Genomic DNA, 20840 nt, shown 5'->3' on the forward strand with positions numbered 1-20840 from the left:
TAAGAAAACACTTGACAACACTAAAAACATGGGTCAACGTACCCCATAATTCAGATTTTTCCATTTACAATCTTCCTTTTGGCAATTTTTCGGTGAACGATGATCAGCCAAGAGCAGGTATCGCTATTGGAACGCAAATTATTGATTTGGTTGTGGTATCAGAGTTAGGGTTGATAGAGGTCAATGCCAACTATTTTAATCAATCAACTTTAAACGAGTTTATCGCTCTAGGAAAGAAGATTACCAATAAAGTCCGTTTAGATATACAGCAGTTGCTAGTGATTGAAAATTCGCCATTAAAAAATCATCCTGAAGCATTTGTGCAACAGAAAGACGCTACGATGCATTTACCGGTGCAAGTAGGCGATTATACGGATTTTTATTCGAGTATTGAGCACGCTACCAATGTAGGTAAAATGTTTCGTGATCCAGAAAATGCGCTATTGCCCAATTGGAGGCATATTCCGGTAGGCTACCATGGTCGCGCTTCTTCCATTGTGGTAAGCGGTACCAATATTCATAGACCTATGGGTCAAGTGAAAACCAATGAAATGGAAACGCCGGTTTTTCAAGCATCGGGGCGTTTAGATTTTGAATTGGAAATGGGTTTCATAGTAGGTAAAACTACACAATTAGGAAATCGAATTACAGTTGAAAATGCTTCCGAACATATTTTTGGATTGGTGTTGTTCAATGACTGGTCCGCTAGGGATATTCAAAAATGGGAATATGTACCTTTAGGTCCGTTTTTGGGCAAAAGTTTTGCATCATCCATGTCGCCTTGGATTGTTACGTTAGAGGCACTGGAGCCATTTAAGGTTCAAGGTCCTAAGCAAGATCCAGCTGTACTTTCGTATTTACAATATGATGGAGCCAAAAATTATGACATACAATTAGAAGTAGGCTTGTCTTCCAAATCTTCGGAAGAAACAATAATCAGTTGCTCAAATTTTAAGTATATGTATTGGAATATGATGCAGCAATTGGCGCACCATACCGTAAACGGATGTAATGTAAATGTAGGCGATGTAATGGCATCGGGTACCATATCGGGCAAAGATGAAAGTTCCTATGGGTCATTGCTAGAGATTTCGTGGGGAGGTAAAAAACCTTTCGAATTAAAAGACGGAAGCAAACGCACCTTTATTGAAGATAATGACACCATAACCTTGAAAGGATTCGCGGAGAAAGAAGGCGTAAGGGTTGGTTTTGGTGAAGTAACGGGTACTATTTTACCCAGTAAGTAATTTAGAATATGAGCACAATGTCACAACACGAAGAAATAAATACAATAGACCCGGCAAGTATATCTCAACAAGAGTTGCATGGGTATTTATTATCTGCTGTAGCGCCAAGACCTATTTGTTTTGCCAGCACAATTGATAAGGACGGCAATGTAAATTTGAGTCCGTTCAGTTATTTCAACCTATTCAGTGTTAACCCTCCGATGATGGTTTTTTCCCCTTCGAGAAGAGGTCGTGATAATACCACCAAGCACACCTTGGAGAATGTATTGGAAGTAAAGGAAACGGTAATCAATATTGTGAATTATGACATGGTAGAGCAAATGTCTTTGTCAAGTACGGAATACGGTGACGGGGTAAATGAATTTGTAAAATCAGGATTAACCCAAGTACCAAGTGATAAGGTAAAGCCACCAAGAGTAGGGGAGGCTCCCGTAGCTTTTGAGTGTGTGGTGGATCAGGTAATAGCATTGGGTGATGGTCCAGGGGCAGGAAATCTAGTGTTGGCAAAAGTAGTTCAGATACACGTAAAGAAAGCATTTCTAGATGCCGAAGGAAAATTAGATACTCCTAAGTTAGATTTAGTAGCCCGTATGGGAGGCAATTGGTATTGCAGAGCTAATGGCGATGCCTTGTTTGAAATACCAAAACCTATACGAACCAAAGGTATTGGGGTAGATATGTTGCCAGAAGCTGTGCGTAACAGTACGGTACTGACAGGGAATAATTTGGGCAGATTAGGCAATCTAGAAGAGTTACCTACTAAAGAAGCAATTGCTGCTATTGCTGAACATGCTGAGGTGAAATCTATACTAAACGGTAATGAAGATGCTGTAGCATTGCACAAACTGGCACAACAGTGGTTGGCAGAAGGAAAAACAGAAGATGCTTTAGCCTTGTTGCATTTGGGGGTTTAGTTACAAATCATCAGGTTCAATATGTATTAATATGTGACCTAGGTTCGGAATTTCATGATGTAGATGGTCTTTTAGTAAATGTGCAATATCATGCCCTTTTGTAACCGATATAGTGCCATCTACCATGGCATGGAGGTCAATATGAAATTTCATTCCGGCTTTTCGTATAAAACATTTTTCTGTACCGGTAACCCCGGGTACTTCCAGTGATTTTTTACGTATTTCTTCCAATAGTTCGTCATACCGTTGCTCGTCCATTATTTCGCCTAACGCAGGTCGTAAGATTAGGTAGCTATTGTAAAGAATAAAACCCGAAGCAATTAGGGCGGCCCAATCATCGGCCGTTTCGTAACCCTTTCCAAAAATTAGGGCAATTGAAATGCCTATAAAAGCCATGATCGATGTTATGGCATCACTTCTATGGTGCCAAGCGTCCGCTTTTAGCGAAGTACTATTGGTTTCCTTACTTTTTTTAATGACGATTCGGTATGAGATTTCTTTCCAAAGAATGATAACGCCAAGAACTATTAATGTCCATGATTTTGGGGTTTTGTGTGGAGTTTGTATGTTGTCAATGCTTTCATAGGCAATAACGGTTGCAGATATCACTAGAAAAGCAACAATTAAAAAAGTAATAATGGGTTCTATTTTACCATGACCGTAAGGGTGATTTTCATCTGCTGGTCTTTCTGCATACTTAAATCCTAATAACACCAAAATAGAGGAGAAGATGTCAGTGGTAGATTCAATGGCATCTGCAATAAGAGCGTAAGAATTACCAAAGAATCCCGCTAAACCTTTGGTAAGAGCCAAGAGAATGTTACCTACAATGCTAAAGTATGTTGTTTTAATGGCAGTCTGTTCAATACTCATAGGACAAAGGTAGCAGACTTGGAAATGAAAGGATATTATTTAAAGTTAATTATCTAAAATCAAATTTTATTTGTCGTTATATGTGATTGAAAATCCATTGGTTTATCGTTCCAGTAAGAATCGGTTAGTTGTTTTTTATAGTCCTGTTTTAGTTCGGTTAGTGGTCTTTTAATAGTTTTTACAGCATTAGTTTCAATGTCATTGGATACAAGGTTGTTTTTGTAAAATATGGAATATAAATATTCATGTTTGGGTGAAAATACCTTTGTATTTGTAGATACATCTAAAAGATTGAAAAAGTATTTACCATGTACATTTTTATAGGTTTGTACAATGCTATGATTTTGTTTTACTAGATTTTTCGTTTTTTTGGTTTCGTATTCGGCACGTTCTATGTCGTGTTTATATTTTAATACGGCAAAAGTTTCTGAACTTATATAAATACTGCCAGAAGAAGCAATGGGTGCCGGATAGCCATAACCCGTAGAATACGAACCTGGAGAGTTGTTGCTGAAATTTATTTTATAGACTTTTTGCCCTTCATAATTTAAAACTGCGTCCTTTTGTAAATCATAAGATCCAGAGCGATATAGAACATTGGTTTTACTTAAAATAATGTCTCTATTTAAAACTACCCATAAACTACCAATACCGTTAAGGGTGTTCTTTTTGTCATAGATGTCGGTATTGGTTCTTAGATGATGAATTTCTGCATAGATATTATTTTCAGGTCTTACGGATCCATTAATACCCTTTTTATTATAAGTTTCAATTACAGCTTCTTCTCCTTTATTTACAGAATCTTTAGTACTATATGTAATTACTTTGTAATTAAAACTTTGATTATAGGGAGTTTGCACGTAATTCATTTCAATATTTTCCCGAGCTTTTTTAATGATTTCTTCAGCGCTTAATTCTACTCTTGCAGCCGAAACAACAACCTCATTTAAAACAATATCATCTTTAGATTTTTTAAGTCTTATGTTATTTTCTGATTTAATTGAGCTTATATGAACCGAATCGCTTTCATACCCTATCGCAGAGAAGACTAAGTATTCTTTTGAACTTACTTTACGGGGAATGTTAAACTGTCCTTTTGAATTTGAAACCGTACTTGAATTCAAATTAGAATAATAAACGTCTGCATAATTAATAGGTGTAGAAGTATCATTGTCAAAGATAAAACCAGTTATGTTGTCTGTTTTATTGTAGTTTGTTATCTCAGTCGTTTTATCGCTGTAATCAATATACTTAGGTGGGTACATATTTTCGATATAATAGATACCGTCAAAAATGTTCTCCCAATTGGCAGATAACGGAAGGTAGCCTAAAGCGGATGAATAAAATTGATGTGGAATATCATCTAGAACATATAGGTCTGACTTAAAACTCTTTTTTTTAAAATCGGATTCAATACTATTAAATGGCGGTTGTAAAATTGGAATAATCTGCTGTACGGAAAAATCATAATATAAACCTTCATAAGAGGTAAAAGCTAAGCTAAACAACTTTGAGCCGTACTTTTCTTTAAGAATTTGACCCATTGGTAAGGCATATTTCAATTCTTTTATTTGTGCAATTTCTTCTTCAGCGCTAGTATGGCTATCGCCTTGAACACTGTCTATGATTGCAATTTGTTTTTTAATAAAACTTTCGGTTTCTAAGGTGTACTCGAATTGGTTCAATTTATTCGCAAAGTGATAGCTTGCGCCCCAGCCCATTATTTTTTCATTAGGAAAGGTTTCTTTTATGAAAATAAGATTTTCTGCCATTTGCTTATCCCTAGGGTTCTGAATGGCAATTTTTTCTTTTTGAAGACTCTTTAATCCAAAATCCAAATCAGAAAATACACTTTTAAATGTTTGGACGATTACTTTTGTTTTAATATCATTTTTAGGGATTTGGTCTAATTTTTCAATGACAGCATTGATACGGTTATATAGCTCGGTGGAATCCTTTTTATTAAAAGCATACTTTTCAAAATCTCTAGCAACCATGGTTTTTTCAATCTCGATATAAGTTTCATTTGAAACTTCAATCCTGTTTTTGGAACATAAAGTTTTAAAGTCATCAAGGAAGTACTCTTCAAAGAGATTTGATTCTTGAGAATCGAACCCAAGAATTTTCAATTCAGGATGCGTTTCCAAATAGTTTAATAATTCTTGGAAAACTTTGGTAGTAGTATATAGCCAACCGACACTTTGATTAAAAATTTTTATGTTTTCCTGCTTGTTTTGGTATAGTTCGTTTGCCTTAAAATTGTCATACATACCACTTTCAAAAACCAACAAATTGTAACCATAGTTTTCATGTAACTCTTTTACCATTTCAAATTTTTTATCAAAAACGGCACCATCTCCATGAGACTGTTCACCAAGTAATATGATTTCAAGTTCGTCAGGTGATATATCCTTGAAAATAGAATCTTGACTAAAAAGAGTACTGGTAGATATGATACTTAGAATAAGAATTGAAATTGATATGGATATGCTTTTCATTGGATAATTTTCTAGAACTAAATAATCTTACTTCGCTTTCTCATATGCCTCCTTCAACCAATCGGTCAGTTCCTCATCAACCTGATCAGCATCTGTAAGTTGTACAAGGTGCGTACACATACTGCCAAAAGGTCCAGAAGATTCAAGTCGGTCTGTAGTTGGCTTGTCTTTTATTTTTAATCCTAAATCTATTCTAGTTTTGGTAGCAGGTTTTATCAATGCAAATTGCTTTTTACGAATGATACTTACAGTGGTTTTCTTTGGGGTTATGGTAATATCATCTCCAAAAGGCTTTATTACAAGTAGCAGCTTTTCATAAATAGGGAGTAGGCTTTCTATCCCTTTATATTGCTGATCTACCAAATCCGTTGGAGCATGGTTTTCTTCTTTTGAAAGGGTAACAATAGTATTTGCAAAACCGTGGGTTACACCATGTTCTTTCTTTAAATAATTGACACCTTCAGAATGTTTAGCAAATGACTTTTCTTTAAGAATGGTCTTCCATTCATTCAATGATTTTCCTGTCTTTTCAGGCATGTTGTCGATCATGGTTTGCAGTGCCTTTTCCATAAGTAGAGCGTTTTATGTATGTTTCAATTTACAAAAAAATAGTAACCCCTTGGGTTGCGTTATTCAGCACCATCTTTTTTTTAATGTTATTCTATCCAAAAAAGATCAACAAACACCCCCTAACATTAGCAATCTATCAATAAATAGCGTTCCAACTCCAATTTGAATAAAAATTTTGTGATTCACGCCTACTTATATTCATTTGCTGATTATAGTGCTTATATTAGGTAGTACCGAAATCCCACAACCGTATGGCATTAAAAGTTGCAATTAAACACAAGACCAAGTATATCTACGATAGAAGTATAAATCTATCGCCACATATTTTTAGGTTGCGTCCGGCACCACATAGTAGAACACCAATAGAGGCTTATTCAATTAAAATTAAACCTGAAAATCATTTTTTTAATTGGCAACAAGACCCTTTTGGAAATTATTTGGCACGAATTGTTTTTCCCGATAAAACCACTGAGCTGTCTATTGATGTAGAGATTATAGCCGATTTAAAAACGATCAATCCGTTCGATTTTTTTGTTGAGGAAGCTGTAGAGGAGTTTCCATTTAAATATTCCGATGAGGCTAAGAAAGAACTTTTGCCTTATTTGGAAAAGGTGGAGAGTGGTCCGTTATTGAAAGAGTGGTTGTCAAAGATAGATTTGACTCCGCAAAGAAGTATAGATTTTTTAATTGGGCTAAATAGCAAATTGTATAATTACTTGGATTATACGTTGAGAATGGAGCCCGGGGTACAAACCTGTGAAGAAACCTTAGAGGCCAAGTTGGGTTCTTGTAGGGATTTTGCATGGTTACTGGTGCAAACACTTCGTCATTTAGGTTTGGCGGCTCGCTTTGTTTCCGGGTATTTGGTACAATTGAAGTCCGATGAAAAATCACGGGATGGGCCTTCTGGTCCAGAAGAGGATTTTACCGATCTTCATGCGTGGGCAGAAGTATATTTGCCCGGTGCCGGATGGATCGGTCTAGACGCCACATCTGGTTTGTTTACGGGTGAAGGTCATATTCCATTGGCATGTACACCATCTTATGAAAGTGCCGCACCGGTAAGCGGATTCAGTGATTTTGCCGAAACTACCTTTGAATTTGAAAATTCGGTTACTAGAATTTTTGAATCGCCACGTGTAACCAAGCCCTACACAGATGAACAATGGCAAGCAATCTATGATCTTGGTTTTAAGGTAGAGGAAGAATTGCAGGCCAATGATGTTCGTTTAACTATGGGTGGCGAACCTACCTTTGTCTCTATAGATGATATGGAGTCTGAGGAGTGGAATACCGCTGCAGATGGTCAACACAAAAGGGAATTGGCTAGCAAACTTTCCATTAGGTTACTAGAGGTATTTGGTAAAGGGGGGCTCTTGCACCACGCACAGGGTAAATGGTATCCTGGAGAGGCCTTGCCGCGTTGGCTCATTGGTATCCACTGGCGCAAAGACGGAAAACCCATTTGGAACGATCTAAGTTTATTGGCATCTTTTTCTGAGGAATATAAAATGCCCAGAAATATTACCAAACGATTTTTAAAGACTTTAGGGGGCTATTTGGGTTGTAAGACCAACAGTGTAATGCCAGCCTATGAAGATGCCTTTTACTTTTTATGGGAAGAAGGAAAATTACCGGTAGATGTCAATCCTAAAAAATATAATAAAGATGATGGTCACCTACGTAGAAAATTGGGTGAAATATTGGAAAATGGAATTGGTGAAGTAGTAGGTCACGTATATCCTTTGACCAAAAAGAACAATAAATGGCTTACGAACAAATGGAAGTTTAGAAATAAACATTTGTTTCTTACGCCCGGTAATTCCGCTATAGGACTTCGTTTGCCTTTGGCGGCATTGCCCCAAGACCCGCCAATACCTTCAGAACCAACGGCAGAGGTAGAGTTGTTTGAACTCTCGCCGGATTTGCCAAAACCTGGCGATGCATTGGAAAAACGATTGAAATTAAAATCTATAGGTCACCCAAGAAAGCATCCTTATGTGCGTACGGCAATTTGTGCAGAGGTAAGGGAGAATAAATTATTTCTTTATTTGCCTCCGTTAGATAGTGCCGAAGACTTTTTGGACTTGGTGGCAAGTATAGAGGCTACAGCAAAAGAATTGAAAGTTCCGGTGATTCTAGAAGGCTATGAGCCACCTCGTGATAATAGGTTAGAAGTTTTAAAGGTGACCCCTGATCCAGGTGTTATTGAGGTAAACGTACATCCTGCAAAAAATTGGCAAGAACTTACGGACAATACGCTAACCTTATATGCCGAAGCAAAGCAGGCCCGTTTAGGAACCGAAAAATTTATGCTAGATGGTAAGCACACCGGAACGGGTGGTGGTAATCACGTTACCTTGGGCGGTGTAACTCCGGCTGATAGTCCGTTATTACGTAACCCGCAGTTATTACGAAGCTTGTTGACTTTTTGGCAACATCACCCCGGGCTATCCTATTTGTTCTCAGGAGCATTTATAGGACCTACTAGTCAGGCTCCACGAGTAGATGAAGCAAGGTTGGAGAACTTGTATGAACTTGAAATTGCCTTTTCACAAATACCAGATGATAAAGAGGTACCGTTTTGGATCACAGACCGTCTGTTCAGGCATTTGTTGACGGATATAACAGGGAATACCCACAGAGCAGAGTTTTGTATAGATAAATTATACTCTCCGGATTCTTCGTCCGGGCGTTTGGGTATCTTGGAGCTACGTGCTTTTGATATGCCTCCTCATGCGCAAATGAGTTTAATGCAAATGTTGTTGGTGCGTACGTTGGTATCATGGTTTTGGAAAAAACCGTACAAACACAAATTGGTGCGTTGGGGTACGGAATTGCATGACAAATTCTTGCTGGAGCATTATGTAAAAGAAGATATTAAGGATATTGTAGAGCAGTTGAACGAAGCGGGATATCCGTTCAAATTAGATTGGTTTGATCCCTTCTTTGAATTCCGTTTCCCGTTGTACGGTATGGTAGATGTTAATACCATAAAAATGGAATTGCGTATGGCCATAGAACCGTGGAATGTGCTTGGTGAGGAAATGACCGGTGGCGGAACATCCCGTTATGTAGATTCTTCATTAGAGCGTGTACAGGTAAAAGTCAATAATTTTAATGAAAAGCGATACTCGTTAACGTGTAATGGAGTTAAAATTGAATTGAGCTCTACGGGAACAAAGGGCGAGTACGTAGCGGGAGTGCGTTTTAAAGCCTGGGAACCATGGTCTGCCTTACACCCGACAATTGGGGTAGATACTCCACTGGTATTTGATATAGTGGATGATTGGAACAAAAAGTCTATTGGTGGCTGTACCTATTTTGTGGCACACCCAGGTGGTAGGTCGTATGATACCTTTCCGGTAAATAGCTTAGAAGCAGAATCGCGCAGAATTAATAGATTTTGGGATATTGGCATGACACAAGATGAGGTAACACCTACAGAATTGGTGGCTTCAACAAATTTTACGGGCAGAATGGTAGAACCTAAGAAAGGTTCAAATACATTTGCATACAAAGAGATGCCGGTCAACCCAGAGTATCCACATGTAACAGATTTGCGTAAGAAGTAATTGAAGAGGTAATGCCAACAACAAAAACCACGTGGTTCAATAATTATGATACCCAACAGGGCAATGATGAAATGTATTCATTGAACAATGGTATAAAACCCTATTGGAGTAAACTGTTGACCAGTTTTGATACCTTGGGGGTCACGGGCCTAACGGCACGTCAAAAAGATATAGACTGGCTATTGTCAGAAAACGGGGTCACCTATAATGTATACAACGATCCACAGGGTATGCATAGACCTTGGAACCTTAATGTGGTTCCTTTTATGCTGCACCAGAATGAGTGGGCAGAGGTAGAGGCAGGGTTAAAGCAAAGGGCAGAATTGCTCAACTTGGTGTTAAAAGATGTCTACGGCGACCGAAAATTAATAAAAAACGGTATCGTACCCTATGAAGTAATTTATGGGCATAGGGGTTTTCTTAGGCAATGTTCCGGTATGGAGCTTCAGTTAGAACAGTATTTATCTATTTATGCCGCAGATTTATGCCGTGGAACGGATGGGCGTTTATGGGTGGTAAATGACAGGACAGAGGCACCATCAGGTATGGGGTATGCTCTAGAGAATAGATCCACGACCAGTAGAATTCTGCCGGATTTATATGCGGAAATGAAAGTGAAGCGTTTATCCGGATTTTTTCAGGAATTCAATCAAATGCTTATTGATGCAGCACCGGGCAAAAAGGAAAATCCGAATATTGTGATTCTTACACCGGGCTCACATAACGAAACCTATTTTGAACATGCCTATATGGCGTCTTTCTTAGGGTATCCATTGGTACAAGGTAATGATATGGTGGTGCGTGACGGCTTTCTTTGGATGAAGTCTTTGCAAGGCTTAAAGCAGATCGATGTGGTATTGCGTAGGGTAGACGATGCCTTTACCGATCCTTTGGAACTACGTGAAGATTCACATTTGGGCGTAGCCGGATTATTGGATGTTGTACGAAGAAACAATGTAGCGGTCATAAACCCTATAGGAAGTGGAGTTATTGAAAATCCGGGATTGATTCCGTTTATGCCGGCCATAGCAAAATTCTTTATGGATGAGGAATTAAAATTACCTCAGATTGCATCATGGTGGTGCGGACAAGAAAAGGAAAGAAATTTTGTCTTGGATAACATATCAAAATTGGTCATAAAAAGAATAGATCGTACCAATAGGGAAAGTATCTATTTTGGAGAACTAATGAGTGCGGAAGCATTGGATGAACTTAAAAAGGTCATTTTGGAACGTCCCTATCGTTTTGTTGCACAGGAACGCATTAATTTCTCAACGGCACCCAATTTTACCAATGATAAATTAGCGCCAAGAAATGTTGTGGCAAGAGCATTTTGTATCGCATCTAAAAAAGACTATTCCGTAATGCCAGGTGGTTTGGTCAGGGTGGCGCCAGATGGCGAGACGGTAAGAGTGTCCAATCAAAGAGGTGGCACCAGTAAAGATTTTTGGATATTGGACGATGAACCCATTGTGGAAGAAAAAAATAGGCATTGGCAGCAAAAATCATCTATTGCCATTTCGGGACTAAATGATTTGCCCAGCTTAACGGCAGAAAATTTATATTGGGCAGGACGATATGTAGGGCGTACATTGGTAAATGCACGTTTTTTACGTACGGTAATGCGACAAATGGCCATAGTGCAGAACAGAAACGAAAAACCCGATTCTGAAAAACTTAAAGTGCTTTTTAAAGCGGTTACACAATTAACGGGTACCTATCCTGGCTTCGTGGAAAGAGCAAAAGATGGCAAATTGGCCATGGATAATCCGTATGAGGAAATGTTATCCGTAATTTTAGATAAGAATAGGGTGGGCAGTTTGGCGCATACCATAAGTATGTTCGGGAACTCCTATTATTCCATCCGTAATTTATGGTCCTCGGATATGTGGCGCGTATTTGAGAATATTCAAAAAATTTGGAACTCCCTGGTAGATGGTGATGATCACTCCATAAATAAAATTCTCAAAGTTTTAAATCAATTGATTACACGGTTAATTGCATTTATGGGGCTTATTGAAGAAAGTATTATGGTGCAACAAGGTTTGCTATTATACTTTATAGGGTTGCAATTGGAGCAAAGTAGTTTGAATATTACTAAATGTAGGGCCTTATTGACCATAAAATATGATGAGCAGGTAGAGTATGATTTGTTGGAGTACCTGTTGACCAGTCATGAAAGCCTTAATATATACAGATACAGTTACCGCTCTCATATAGAATTGGCACATGTGTTGGATCTAGTGGTGTTGGATCTGGATTATGCACGTTCATTGACCTTTATGATCAATAGATTGCAAAAAGATATCGCAAGATTGCCACACTCCAAACATGACCATCAGTTAAGTAACTATCAAAAATTTGTATTTGAGGCATTTTCAAAGTTAAGATTGGCAGAGTCTTCTAAGCTGGTTCAGACAAAATCTGAAACAGATGTTACAAGAGAGCAGTTAGATACTCTTTTAAAAGAACTTTCTGATTTGTTGTATAAAACCTCACAATCTATATCCAACACCTATTTTAATCATACGGACAAGCAAACACAATTGTTTACACAGTCATTTCCCATTTAATAATGATATTCAATATTACACATATTACCAAGTATGACTATAACGCTCCTGTAAGCTATTGTCATAATATTGCGACATTACGCCCTAGAGAATCAAAAGGCCAGGAACTGTTGGATTATACCATTGAAATATCGCCTGAACCGGCTGAAATTACGGAGCGTAAAGATTTTTTTGGAAATTATATAACACGTTTTTCCATTCAAACCGAGCATAGAACATTAAAAGTAACCACAAAGAGTAAGATTAAAAGAGAATACGCCCAATACCATGAATCATTCAATAGCGAGGCATGTAAAAATATTACCATGAACCATGCCCTAGCTGCATTACAAGAGATGGATGCGGAAACTTTGGAAGCTAAGCAATATGTGCTGGAATCTATTTTTATTAGAAGGACGGATAAGGCGATTAGGGACTATGCAGAATTGTCCTTTAAGGGCGATAGATCAGTTTTTGAAGCTGCATATGAATTGATGCAACGCATTTATACCGACTTTGATTTTGATTCGGAATTCTCCACTATTTCCACACCGATTGAAGAGGTAATGAAAGAGAAAAAAGGAGTGTGTCAAGATTTTGCCCAAATAGCCATTGCTTGTATACGGTCTGTAGGGTTACCGGCACGCTATATAAGTGGTTATATAGAAACCTTACCTGCTCCCGGTAAAGAAAAATTAATAGGAGCCGATGCTTCCCATGCATGGTTTGCTATTTATATTCCAGGTTTTGGTTGGGTAGATTTTGATCCAACGAACAACCAGATACCCAAAGACCAACACATTGTGGTAGGCTGGGGTAGGGACTATTATGACGTGCCGCCTTTAAAAGGGGTTGTATATGGTAGCGGACAGAGTAAATTAAAAGTGGCGGTTGATATTGCTGCTGTGGTTTAAGTTGTTTATTCTTCAAAAAAGAATTCATGTAATTCAATTAAACTACTTCTTTTAATTTGAACGAGGTCTCTCGTGTCTTTTAAGAAAATACCTAAAGATCTTTCATTATAAATGAATTTCATATCATTAGAATAGTCTGTAACAACGTACATATCGCCGGAAAGTTGATAAAATGGTATGGTCATTTTGTTTTTAATTTTGACACCTTTATTAACAATACGTCCTTCTTGTAAAGTAGAAGCCACATTATAGTCACTTGATTCTCCAGATGCAACCTTAACGTAGGAAACCATCATATTAACCCATTCTGCTTCATCGATTAAAAACCATTTTATTTTATTGAAATCAATACCATACTCATTAATCCACCCGTGACTAGTAAAACCTAACAGTACTTGTTTTTTGCCATCTAAAACTGGCTTGTCCGCAGGTTCAAATTCTTGAATTTTAAAGGTGATGACAGAAGCAGATGACATGTCTTTTAACTTTTTACCATCAAAATCTATAGTCTTTAATGAAAAACTGGTTATGTTGGGGTTGTTTGCCAATAACCATTCCGTGGCAGTTAGTTCAGCACGTTCTTTCATTTGTTCCACTGCTGCTACACCTGCTCCTATTGCAGCAAGGGCACCCACTGCTCCTGCGACAACGGCACCATTGTCTTGAGCATAGTTTTTGGTAGGAATTAGAATTGAAAGAATAAATAATAGGGTAATTAGTTTACGCATAATGTTTTGTTGAGTGGTTGATTTATAAATAGGCCATACCTACCAAATCGGTCAGTTCCCCCGAAATACCTCTTCAGCAGGATGGCCATAGCAATATGTATTTTAATTCTGGTTAGTGTGCCTATTGCTAAGCAAGAACAAACCTAACACCATTATAACTAACAGTATTACGGTTTTCCGTAAGGCAACGGTTTATTTTTAGATTAGCCCTAAATCTTTTACGATGGCCACAAGGTGAATGGCATTATTGGCGTTGAATTGTATTCGCAATTTGTTCAATCTTTTTTCAATTGAACTTAGGCTAGCAGGTGAAATATTCTCTTTTTTATAGAGTGCGCTGATCTCATCTTGAGATAAGCCTTTACTAAGGTTGTCTAAAAGTGAAATATCGTAGTCATCAATTTCCAGTTCGTTCTCGGCACTAAATGCATTTGAAACTTCTGGGGATAAGAACTTTCCATCTTTAGCAACTTCACAAATGGCTTGGGTCAAATTTTTAAGTCCGGTTCTGCTTTTGCAAACATATGCATCTATATCATGCTGGTTAAAGAGAGTGCGCACAGCTTGCAAGCGATCTTCAACAGAATATACAATGACTTTTAGAGAAGGGAAATCTGACTTTAGTTTAGCCACTAAAGCCTGCCCTGATGGGTAAGTCTGTGACCTGTGGTCCACCTTAAATGATAGGTCCGATATTACTAGATCAAACGGGACCGAATCCAAATCCGCCCTTTTTACTTTTAAATAGGCATCATCGCAATATTGAACTTGATCTATTTGTGAAACACCCAATTCGGTCAGTAATGAAAATACACCTTTGTTGATGTCTTCCATATCCTCCGCAATTAAAACTTTTTTGAACATGCATTAAATTATTATTGATGCCTTAAAGCCATCACCTTGCTTGGATTCAAAATTAATAGTTCCATTTATAGAAGTGATACGGGATTCCGTATGTTGAAGGCCATTTTTCTTAAAAAGATCACATCCAACGCCATTATCACGATAATTAATATGAATTTTTTTTCCTTCTTTTTCAAAAACTAGGGTTACAAAAGTTGCGTGGCTATGTTTGCGCATATTGGTCATGAGCTCTTGCAATACCCTATAGATAGCTGTTTTTTTCATTTCAGAAATACCGTCCCAAGGCATTTTAGAAAGGTTACGGGTTATGATATTGACTTTGCTATTTTTATATCCTAGCAATAAATCGTTTAATTGCTTGCCAAAATCTTTTCTAAGGTCAATTGCACTATTTTCTCTAGAAATATCTCGTGTTTTGGTGTATATTTTTTCCATTTCATCTAAAATAGTAGTGTCAATTTCTGAATTGTTCTCAAGAGATGTCATCACTTTATACATGTCATTGGCAACTTCATCATGCACTTTTTTGGCAATTCTGGTTTCGGTTTTATAGATTTCTTCGATTTTAGCCTTTCTGTATCGGTTTCTGTAGATAAAATAAGAACCAACTAGAATTAGAAAAATAATAAAGGCAAGGGCTTGGTAAGCCAACCGCTTACGTAATTCTATTTCTTGTAGTAGTATACTGGCTTGAGTTTTCTTTTGTTCTTCGGCTACATTATATTTTAGAAATGCATTTTTGTTCTCTGCTATTTGCTTGGCATTGGCTATGCTGTCGGTCAGTTTTTTATATTCATGAATAAGAGGATTCTTATCCATATTCATAAGTAATGATATGGATTCTAGTTTAAAAGAACTACTGTTGATCTTGTCTGAAAGGGATAGCGCTTTCTCTGCATAGAATAATGCTTTTGTAGTGTCTTTTCTATCCAAGTAATACTCTGATAAATGAGTGTTGCTCGCGTGCTGACCAATAAGGTCATTATTTTTTTGACGAAGTATTAAAGCATTTTTTAAATTATCCAATCCCTCTGGAATGTGAAGTTTAGACTGTACAAGACCTAAATTATCGGTTACCAAGGTGGTTTGATAATCATTGGCAAAATCAAAACGTTTTTCAAATAGAAACGAATAAATGTCCAATGCGTTTTTATAGTCGAAAAGATCTTTGTAGATATTGGCTTTATTGTTCAAGATGATAACACTATCGCTTAGTTTATTGGCAATTTGTAATGCGTTGTCAAAAGTTCTAATAGCTTCGGTTGCGTTGTTCGATGCTCTATAAATACGCCCTAATTGGTTGTAAAGACCTACCCTAGAGTTGATCAAAGTATCTTTGGTCTGCATTGACTCAATAAGATTAAGGGCTTCAACAATATGATTTTCACTACTGAAATTATTACCAATTTTAAATTCAGCTATAGAAAGCAGCCTAAGGTCATAAATTGCATTTAAGGTATCTTTTGATTCTATATCCCGCTCTTTTTTCTTGGTAAAATAGTGAACGCCAGAGGGCAGGTCTTGAGGTTGAGAAGGGTTTAGAATTGCTTTTCTGTAATGTAGTGAACTATCTTTTGAAATTTGTGCTAAGGAGCTATTGGGTATTAGAAATATAAAGAAAGCAAGGAATATATATTGAGGTATGATTATGCTTAATTTGTTGTTCATACCCCTAAATATAAACTAATTGGTTAATAATATGATTGAATTTTTTCTAAGATGGTAACTGTCTAAAATAGTTATAGTTACTGAAAACTAAAGGTCAGGTTGTTCAATGTTTGATGACTAATAATTTGTATTGTCCTGACTTTTGTCAAAAAAAAAGAGCACCAAACCTCGGCGTTATGCCAAAGTTTAAATGCCCTTTTTCAACTAACAACTTAAATATGCACTTTTAAAAGACTTTCCCGATAACAAAAATGTTTCAGGTACTGTCTCTATACTTTATGATCTTAATTTCTTGATAGTAGCCAAGGTTTCTTTTACCAAAGCTTCTAAACCTGCGTAATCTTTATTGTTTAAAATGTCTTTACTGATCAATTGTGATCCCATACCAACACAGGTAACGCCTGCATCAAACCAACCTTTTAGGTTGCCTTCATCTGTACTTACGCCACCGGTAGGCATAATGCTGGTCCATGGTTGAGGTCCTTTAATACCTTTTACAAAACCAGGGCCATATAGAGAACCAGGGAATAATTTTACGATCTCACAGCCCATTTCTTCGGCTTTGTTGATTTCGGTCAATGAACCGCAACCAGGAGACCATAATACTTTTCTACGGTTACAAACTATAGCAATATCTTCTCTTAAAGATGGAGTCACAATAAAGTTTGCGCCTATAGACATATAGTATGATGCTGCAGCAGCATCGGTTATAGAACCTACGCCCATAATCATACCTGGTAAGTTCTTAATAGCGTATTTGTTCAATTCAGAAAATACTTCAAAAGCGAAATCGCCACGAGCGGTAAATTCCATTAAACGCGCACCACCATCATAACAAGCTTGTAAAACCTTTTTACCTAACTCAATGTCTGGGTGGTAGAACAAAGGTACCATACCAGATTCCTTCATTACATTTGCTACTTCTATTCTTGAATATTGTGCCATTTGTTTTTTATTTCTCGGTTAAAATTTTGTTGAAATCGTAGTCTGAAGGATTGTCCACATATTTTTTTGCATCTTCATAATCATCTTCACCTACATAGAATAAATTTTGAAAGCATAGTTCCGCCAACTCAGAATTGATATTGACCAAACGAGGAGCTATTTTACCATTTTCATCTTGAATATCGGATAGAAATAATGGTGTAATTTCACCTCTGGAATTTGCAGTGACCATACAGCCACTTTTACCTTCATCAAATAATTTTTTTACGCCCAGACCTAATACCGTACATAAGGTTAGGTCAAAGCCTATAGGCCTACAACAGCGTAATTCGTAACCCAGTTCTACTGGTCTACTTTTAATATCTATACCTAATTCCTTTAATTTCTTTTGAACGAGCATATTGAAAATATGCGCTTTACTAACATTACCTAATTCTGGGTGCCCGTGATCATCATAGGTGAAATTTATATCACACTTTTTTAATTCTGAATCTGGCATGTTATGAAACACGCCTTCACTAATTAAGGCAACACCGTAATGAACGTTCTCAATTTTACGTTTGATCATAGATGAAATGACCATGCGTACTACTTTATCAAACGTAATAGTGGTACGATCAAACATTTCTGGTATGATCATCATTGGAAAATGGCAGCTTGCCGCAATACCAAATGCCAAATGACCGGCCGATCTTCCCATAGTAGACATAACAAACCAGTTTTGGCTGGTACGTGCATCTTCATAAGTTGTATTACCTATGCGTACACCTTCATCTTTAGCGGAATGAAAACCAAATGTTGGGTTTCTGTCAGGTAATGGTAAATCGTTATCAATAGTCTTAGGTACGTGAATATTGGCTATTGAGATACCTTCTTTTTCTAGATAACCTGTAATTCTATTGGCAGTAGAGGCGGTGTCGTCACCACCTATACTTACCAACAGTTTCACATTATTATCAATAAACAGGTTAGTGTTTAGTTTTTCGTTTTTAGGTTTAAAACGACTCATTATCAAAGTGGAGCCACCTCTACTAAAAATACGGTCCGCATGGAAGAAATCAAACTCCTTGATTTGCGGATTGTCATCGAAAATTCCTTTAAAACCTTCATGCAAACCTAAAACACGATAACTGTCCTTTAAAAATGCCTTTGCCACAGTACTGATCACGGTATTTATACCAGGAGCAGGACCGCCACCGCAGAGGATTAAAATTGACTTTTGAGACATATTTTTGGTTTTAGAGGATAAAGGATAGTGTTTTTATTATCTAGCAACTCTACCAGATGCATCACCGCCCATTAGTTTCTCAACTTCAGAAACTGTAACTAGGTTGGCATCACCTTTGATCGTATGTTTTAAACAAGATGCTGCAACTGCAAAATCAAGTGCATTTTGGTCATCTTCTGGGTATTTTAATAATCCGTAGATCAAACCGCCCATGAAAGAATCTCCACCACCAACACGGTCAACAATATCGGTAATTTGGTATTGACGGGTTTCGTACATTTTAGTTCCATCCCAAAGAACACCGGCCCATGTATTATGCGATGCAGAAATAGAACCTCTTAAAGTAGTGATCACTTTTTTAGCTTTAGGGAATTTCTTCATCATTTGCTTACATACGGATAAGAAAGCTTCAGCCTTAACATCGGCACCATCTTTATGTACGTCTAACCCTTCTGGGTGAATACCAAAGTGCTTTTCGGCATCTTCTTCGTTACCTAAAATAATATCGCAATATTCGGTTAATCCGGCCATTATTTTTTCTCTGTGAGCATCGTCACAATATGTCCAAAGTTTGGCTCTATAATTTAAATCCGTAGAAATAGTAATTCCTTTTGCACTTGCAGCTTTAACAGCTTCTAAGCAAACATCTGCAGCACCTTGGGAAATTGCAGGTGTAATACCCGTCCAGTGGAACCATTCTACATCTTCAAAAACGGCATCCCAATCGATCATTCCAGATTCTATTTCTGAAATTGCGGAATGAGCTCTATCATAAACTACTTTACTACCTCTAGATACCGCACCGGTTTCTAGGAAATAGATACCTAAACGATCACCACCGTATACTATTTTATCTACACCAACGCCTCTCTTACGCATTTCCATCATGGCGCACTCACCAATATCATTCTTTGGCAAACGTGTTACGAAATCTACAGGAACACCATAATTAGCCAATGAAACAGCTACGTTAGATTCTCCACCTCCGTAAACTACATCAAAATTATTAGCTTGAGAAAATCTTAAAAATCCTTGTGGTGCCAAACGAAGCATGATTTCACCGAATGTTACTACTTTTTTCATGTTGTTTAATAAATTTAATATGTACTGATTTATAATTTTGTTTAATCGATTAACCAACTTCGGTAAAAAATAACCAAAACAGACATTTTTTGTTTAAAACTATTAAAGTCTTACTTTTGGTTAATCGATTAAACAAATATATATAAACTAATTGAATAAAAAAAGAACAACTTTAAAAGACATTGCAATCGTTTTGGGTATTTCTACCGCCGCCGTGTCAAAAGCTTTAAATGATGATGCGCGTATTAGTGTAAAAACCAAGAATGCGGTAAAAAAAGTAGCCAAAGAACTTGATTATCAACCAAACCATTTGGCAAGTGCCCTAAGGAAAGGGAAAAGTAAATTAGTTGGTTTGATCGTTCCTAGAACCAATAGCAATTTTTTTTCTTCTGTAGTAGAAAACATGGAAGAGGTTCTAAATAAAGCAGGGTACAACATTATAATAACCCAATCTAACGAATCTTTTGAAAAGGAATGCGACAATATTGATACGCTGTTATACTTGCAAGTTGATGGTATTATAGCATCTATGGCAAACGAAACGGTTGATTTGTCCTACTATGAAAAAATTAAGTCCAATGGAATTCCTTTAATTTTATTTGATAGGGGAGAGAATGATTTGAATGTGGATTATGTTGGGATCAATGATTATGATAGTAGTCATATGATTATAGAGCATTTGGTCAAACAAGGCTGCAAAAGAATTGCACATATTGGTGGTTACCGCAGAACCAGAATATTCAATAACAGAATAAGAGGATATATTGATGCCATAAAAAAGCACGACCTACCACATGATGATGAATTACTTATAGAAAGTAGCCTTACATTAGAAGATGGCAGAAAACAGATTGAAAAATTACTTTCGTTGAAGAACAGGCCCGATGCAGTCTATGTTGCAAGTGATTATGCCGCGCTAGGAGCGTTACAGGTTTTGAACGAGATGGGCATTAAAGTGCCCGAAGAAATAAAATTGGTAGGTTTTGGGAACGAACCGTTTACTTCTTTGGTAACACCTTCCATTACAAGTATAGATCAGCACAGTAAACAGATAGGAAAATTGGCTGCCGAAACCTTTTTAGGTTACGTGGATAAAGATGTGGTAGAACAATCTTTAAATAAATTAATTCTGGACTCGGCGTTAATTGTACGAGATTCGTCCAAATAAAAAAAGCGTTATC

15 protein-coding genes are annotated in these 20840 nt (G+C 37.1%); 6 read left to right on the plus strand and 9 right to left on the minus strand.

What is annotated here, in order from left to right:
* The first annotated feature begins 11 nt into the window (after window positions 1–11).
* Together fahA and PXC01_RS04325 are read left to right on the plus strand one after the other, a co-directional pair.
* Window positions 12–1247: a fumarylacetoacetase gene (fahA, locus tag PXC01_RS04320; RefSeq protein WP_276471135.1), complete on the plus strand. Its 1236-nt coding sequence runs from the start codon at window positions 12–14 to the stop codon at window positions 1245–1247.
* 17 nt (window positions 1248–1264) lie between these two features.
* Window positions 1265–2161, plus strand: coding sequence for a flavin reductase family protein (locus tag PXC01_RS04325; protein ID WP_276471136.1), 897 nt, complete (start codon window positions 1265–1267; stop codon window positions 2159–2161).
* Here the strand turns inward: PXC01_RS04325 and PXC01_RS04330 are convergent, their stop codons facing one another.
* Genes PXC01_RS04330 through PXC01_RS04340 form a run of 3 tightly spaced genes read right to left on the minus strand, consistent with a single transcriptional unit; the run spans window position 2162 to window position 6102 of the window.
* Entirely contained in the window at window positions 2162–3034 is an 873-nt protein-coding gene (locus tag PXC01_RS04330) for a cation diffusion facilitator family transporter (RefSeq protein WP_276471137.1), read from the minus strand.
* Window positions 3035–3093: 59 nt separating this feature from the next.
* The gene (locus tag PXC01_RS04335; RefSeq protein ID WP_276471138.1) at window positions 3094–5532 is read right to left on the minus strand and encodes a carboxypeptidase-like regulatory domain-containing protein; all 2439 of its coding nucleotides are present in this window, start codon (window positions 5530–5532) and stop codon (window positions 3094–3096) included.
* Between the two features lie 27 nt (window positions 5533–5559).
* Window positions 5560–6102 (minus strand): DUF4287 domain-containing protein, encoded by a 543-nt coding sequence (locus tag PXC01_RS04340; RefSeq protein ID WP_276471139.1) that lies wholly within the window; start codon window positions 6100–6102, stop codon window positions 5560–5562.
* Window positions 6103–6353: 251 nt separating this feature from the next.
* Between PXC01_RS04340 and PXC01_RS04345 the strand changes: the two genes are divergently transcribed.
* From PXC01_RS04345 to PXC01_RS04355, 3 genes are read left to right on the plus strand one after another with little or no spacing between them, the layout of a single operon-like run.
* Window positions 6354–9677: a transglutaminase family protein gene (locus PXC01_RS04345; protein WP_276471140.1), complete on the plus strand. Its 3324-nt coding sequence runs from the start codon at window positions 6354–6356 to the stop codon at window positions 9675–9677.
* Between the two features lie 11 nt (window positions 9678–9688).
* The gene (locus PXC01_RS04350; RefSeq protein ID WP_276471141.1) at window positions 9689–12250 is read left to right on the plus strand and encodes a circularly permuted type 2 ATP-grasp protein; all 2562 of its coding nucleotides are present in this window, start codon (window positions 9689–9691) and stop codon (window positions 12248–12250) included.
* 2 nt (window positions 12251–12252) lie between these two features.
* Window positions 12253–13143 carry a transglutaminase family protein gene (locus tag PXC01_RS04355; RefSeq protein WP_276471142.1) on the plus strand — a complete coding sequence of 297 codons (891 nt, stop codon included), beginning with the start codon at window positions 12253–12255 and terminating at the stop codon, window positions 13141–13143.
* A 5-nt stretch (window positions 13144–13148) separates the two neighbouring features.
* Here the strand turns inward: PXC01_RS04355 and PXC01_RS04360 are convergent, their stop codons facing one another.
* The 6 genes from PXC01_RS04360 to PXC01_RS04385 form a co-directional block, all read right to left on the minus strand.
* Window positions 13149–13871 (minus strand): hypothetical protein, encoded by a 723-nt coding sequence (locus PXC01_RS04360; RefSeq protein ID WP_058105182.1) that lies wholly within the window; start codon window positions 13869–13871, stop codon window positions 13149–13151.
* Between the two features lie 198 nt (window positions 13872–14069).
* The gene (locus PXC01_RS04365) at window positions 14070–14735 is read right to left on the minus strand and encodes a response regulator (protein WP_099191241.1); all 666 of its coding nucleotides are present in this window, start codon (window positions 14733–14735) and stop codon (window positions 14070–14072) included.
* Window positions 14736–14738: 3 nt separating this feature from the next.
* On the minus strand, window positions 14739–16403 hold the full coding sequence (locus PXC01_RS04370) for a tetratricopeptide repeat-containing sensor histidine kinase (protein WP_276471143.1): 1665 nt from the start codon (window positions 16401–16403) through the stop codon (window positions 14739–14741).
* A gap of 276 nt (window positions 16404–16679) precedes the next feature.
* Complete coding sequence (locus tag PXC01_RS04375) at window positions 16680–17348, minus strand: bifunctional 4-hydroxy-2-oxoglutarate aldolase/2-dehydro-3-deoxy-phosphogluconate aldolase (protein WP_058105185.1); 669 nt, start codon at window positions 17346–17348, stop codon at window positions 16680–16682.
* 7 nt (window positions 17349–17355) lie between these two features.
* Window positions 17356–18576, minus strand: coding sequence for a 6-phosphofructokinase (locus PXC01_RS04380; protein ID WP_276471144.1), 1221 nt, complete (start codon window positions 18574–18576; stop codon window positions 17356–17358).
* 36 nt (window positions 18577–18612) lie between these two features.
* Window positions 18613–19659 (minus strand): sugar kinase, encoded by a 1047-nt coding sequence (locus PXC01_RS04385; RefSeq protein ID WP_276471145.1) that lies wholly within the window; start codon window positions 19657–19659, stop codon window positions 18613–18615.
* A 151-nt stretch (window positions 19660–19810) separates the two neighbouring features.
* Here PXC01_RS04385 and PXC01_RS04390 point away from each other — a divergent pair, with 151 nt between their 5' ends.
* Window positions 19811–20827, plus strand: coding sequence for a LacI family DNA-binding transcriptional regulator (locus PXC01_RS04390; protein ID WP_276471146.1), 1017 nt, complete (start codon window positions 19811–19813; stop codon window positions 20825–20827).
* Window positions 20828–20840: the final 13 nt, after the last annotated feature.

This window comes from Maribacter huludaoensis (assembly GCF_029350945.1).
In the GTDB taxonomy this organism is placed as follows: Bacteria; Bacteroidota; Bacteroidia; order Flavobacteriales; family Flavobacteriaceae; genus Maribacter; species Maribacter huludaoensis.

Excerpts from the sequence above, each read along its gene's own strand:
- PXC01_RS04325 (WP_276471136.1), top strand. The coding sequence starts at position 1,265 with ATGTCACAACACGAAGAAATAAATACAATAGACCCGGCAAGTATATCT.
- PXC01_RS04330 (WP_276471137.1), bottom strand. The coding sequence starts at position 3,034 with ATGAGTATTGAACAGACTGCCATTAAAACAACATACTTTAGCATTGTA.
- PXC01_RS04335 (WP_276471138.1), bottom strand. The coding sequence starts at position 5,532 with ATGAAAAGCATATCCATATCAATTTCAATTCTTATTCTAAGTATCATA.
- PXC01_RS04340 (WP_276471139.1), bottom strand. The coding sequence starts at position 6,102 with ATGGAAAAGGCACTGCAAACCATGATCGACAACATGCCTGAAAAGACA.
- PXC01_RS04345 (WP_276471140.1), top strand. The coding sequence starts at position 6,354 with ATGGCATTAAAAGTTGCAATTAAACACAAGACCAAGTATATCTACGAT.
- PXC01_RS04350 (WP_276471141.1), top strand. The coding sequence starts at position 9,689 with ATGCCAACAACAAAAACCACGTGGTTCAATAATTATGATACCCAACAG.
- PXC01_RS04355 (WP_276471142.1), top strand. The coding sequence starts at position 12,253 with ATGATATTCAATATTACACATATTACCAAGTATGACTATAACGCTCCT.
- PXC01_RS04360 (WP_058105182.1), bottom strand. The coding sequence starts at position 13,871 with ATGCGTAAACTAATTACCCTATTATTTATTCTTTCAATTCTAATTCCT.
- PXC01_RS04365 (WP_099191241.1), bottom strand. The coding sequence starts at position 14,735 with ATGTTCAAAAAAGTTTTAATTGCGGAGGATATGGAAGACATCAACAAA.
- PXC01_RS04370 (WP_276471143.1), bottom strand. The coding sequence starts at position 16,403 with ATGAACAACAAATTAAGCATAATCATACCTCAATATATATTCCTTGCT.
- PXC01_RS04375 (WP_058105185.1), bottom strand. The coding sequence starts at position 17,348 with ATGGCACAATATTCAAGAATAGAAGTAGCAAATGTAATGAAGGAATCT.
- PXC01_RS04380 (WP_276471144.1), bottom strand. The coding sequence starts at position 18,576 with ATGTCTCAAAAGTCAATTTTAATCCTCTGCGGTGGCGGTCCTGCTCCT.
- PXC01_RS04385 (WP_276471145.1), bottom strand. The coding sequence starts at position 19,659 with ATGAAAAAAGTAGTAACATTCGGTGAAATCATGCTTCGTTTGGCACCA.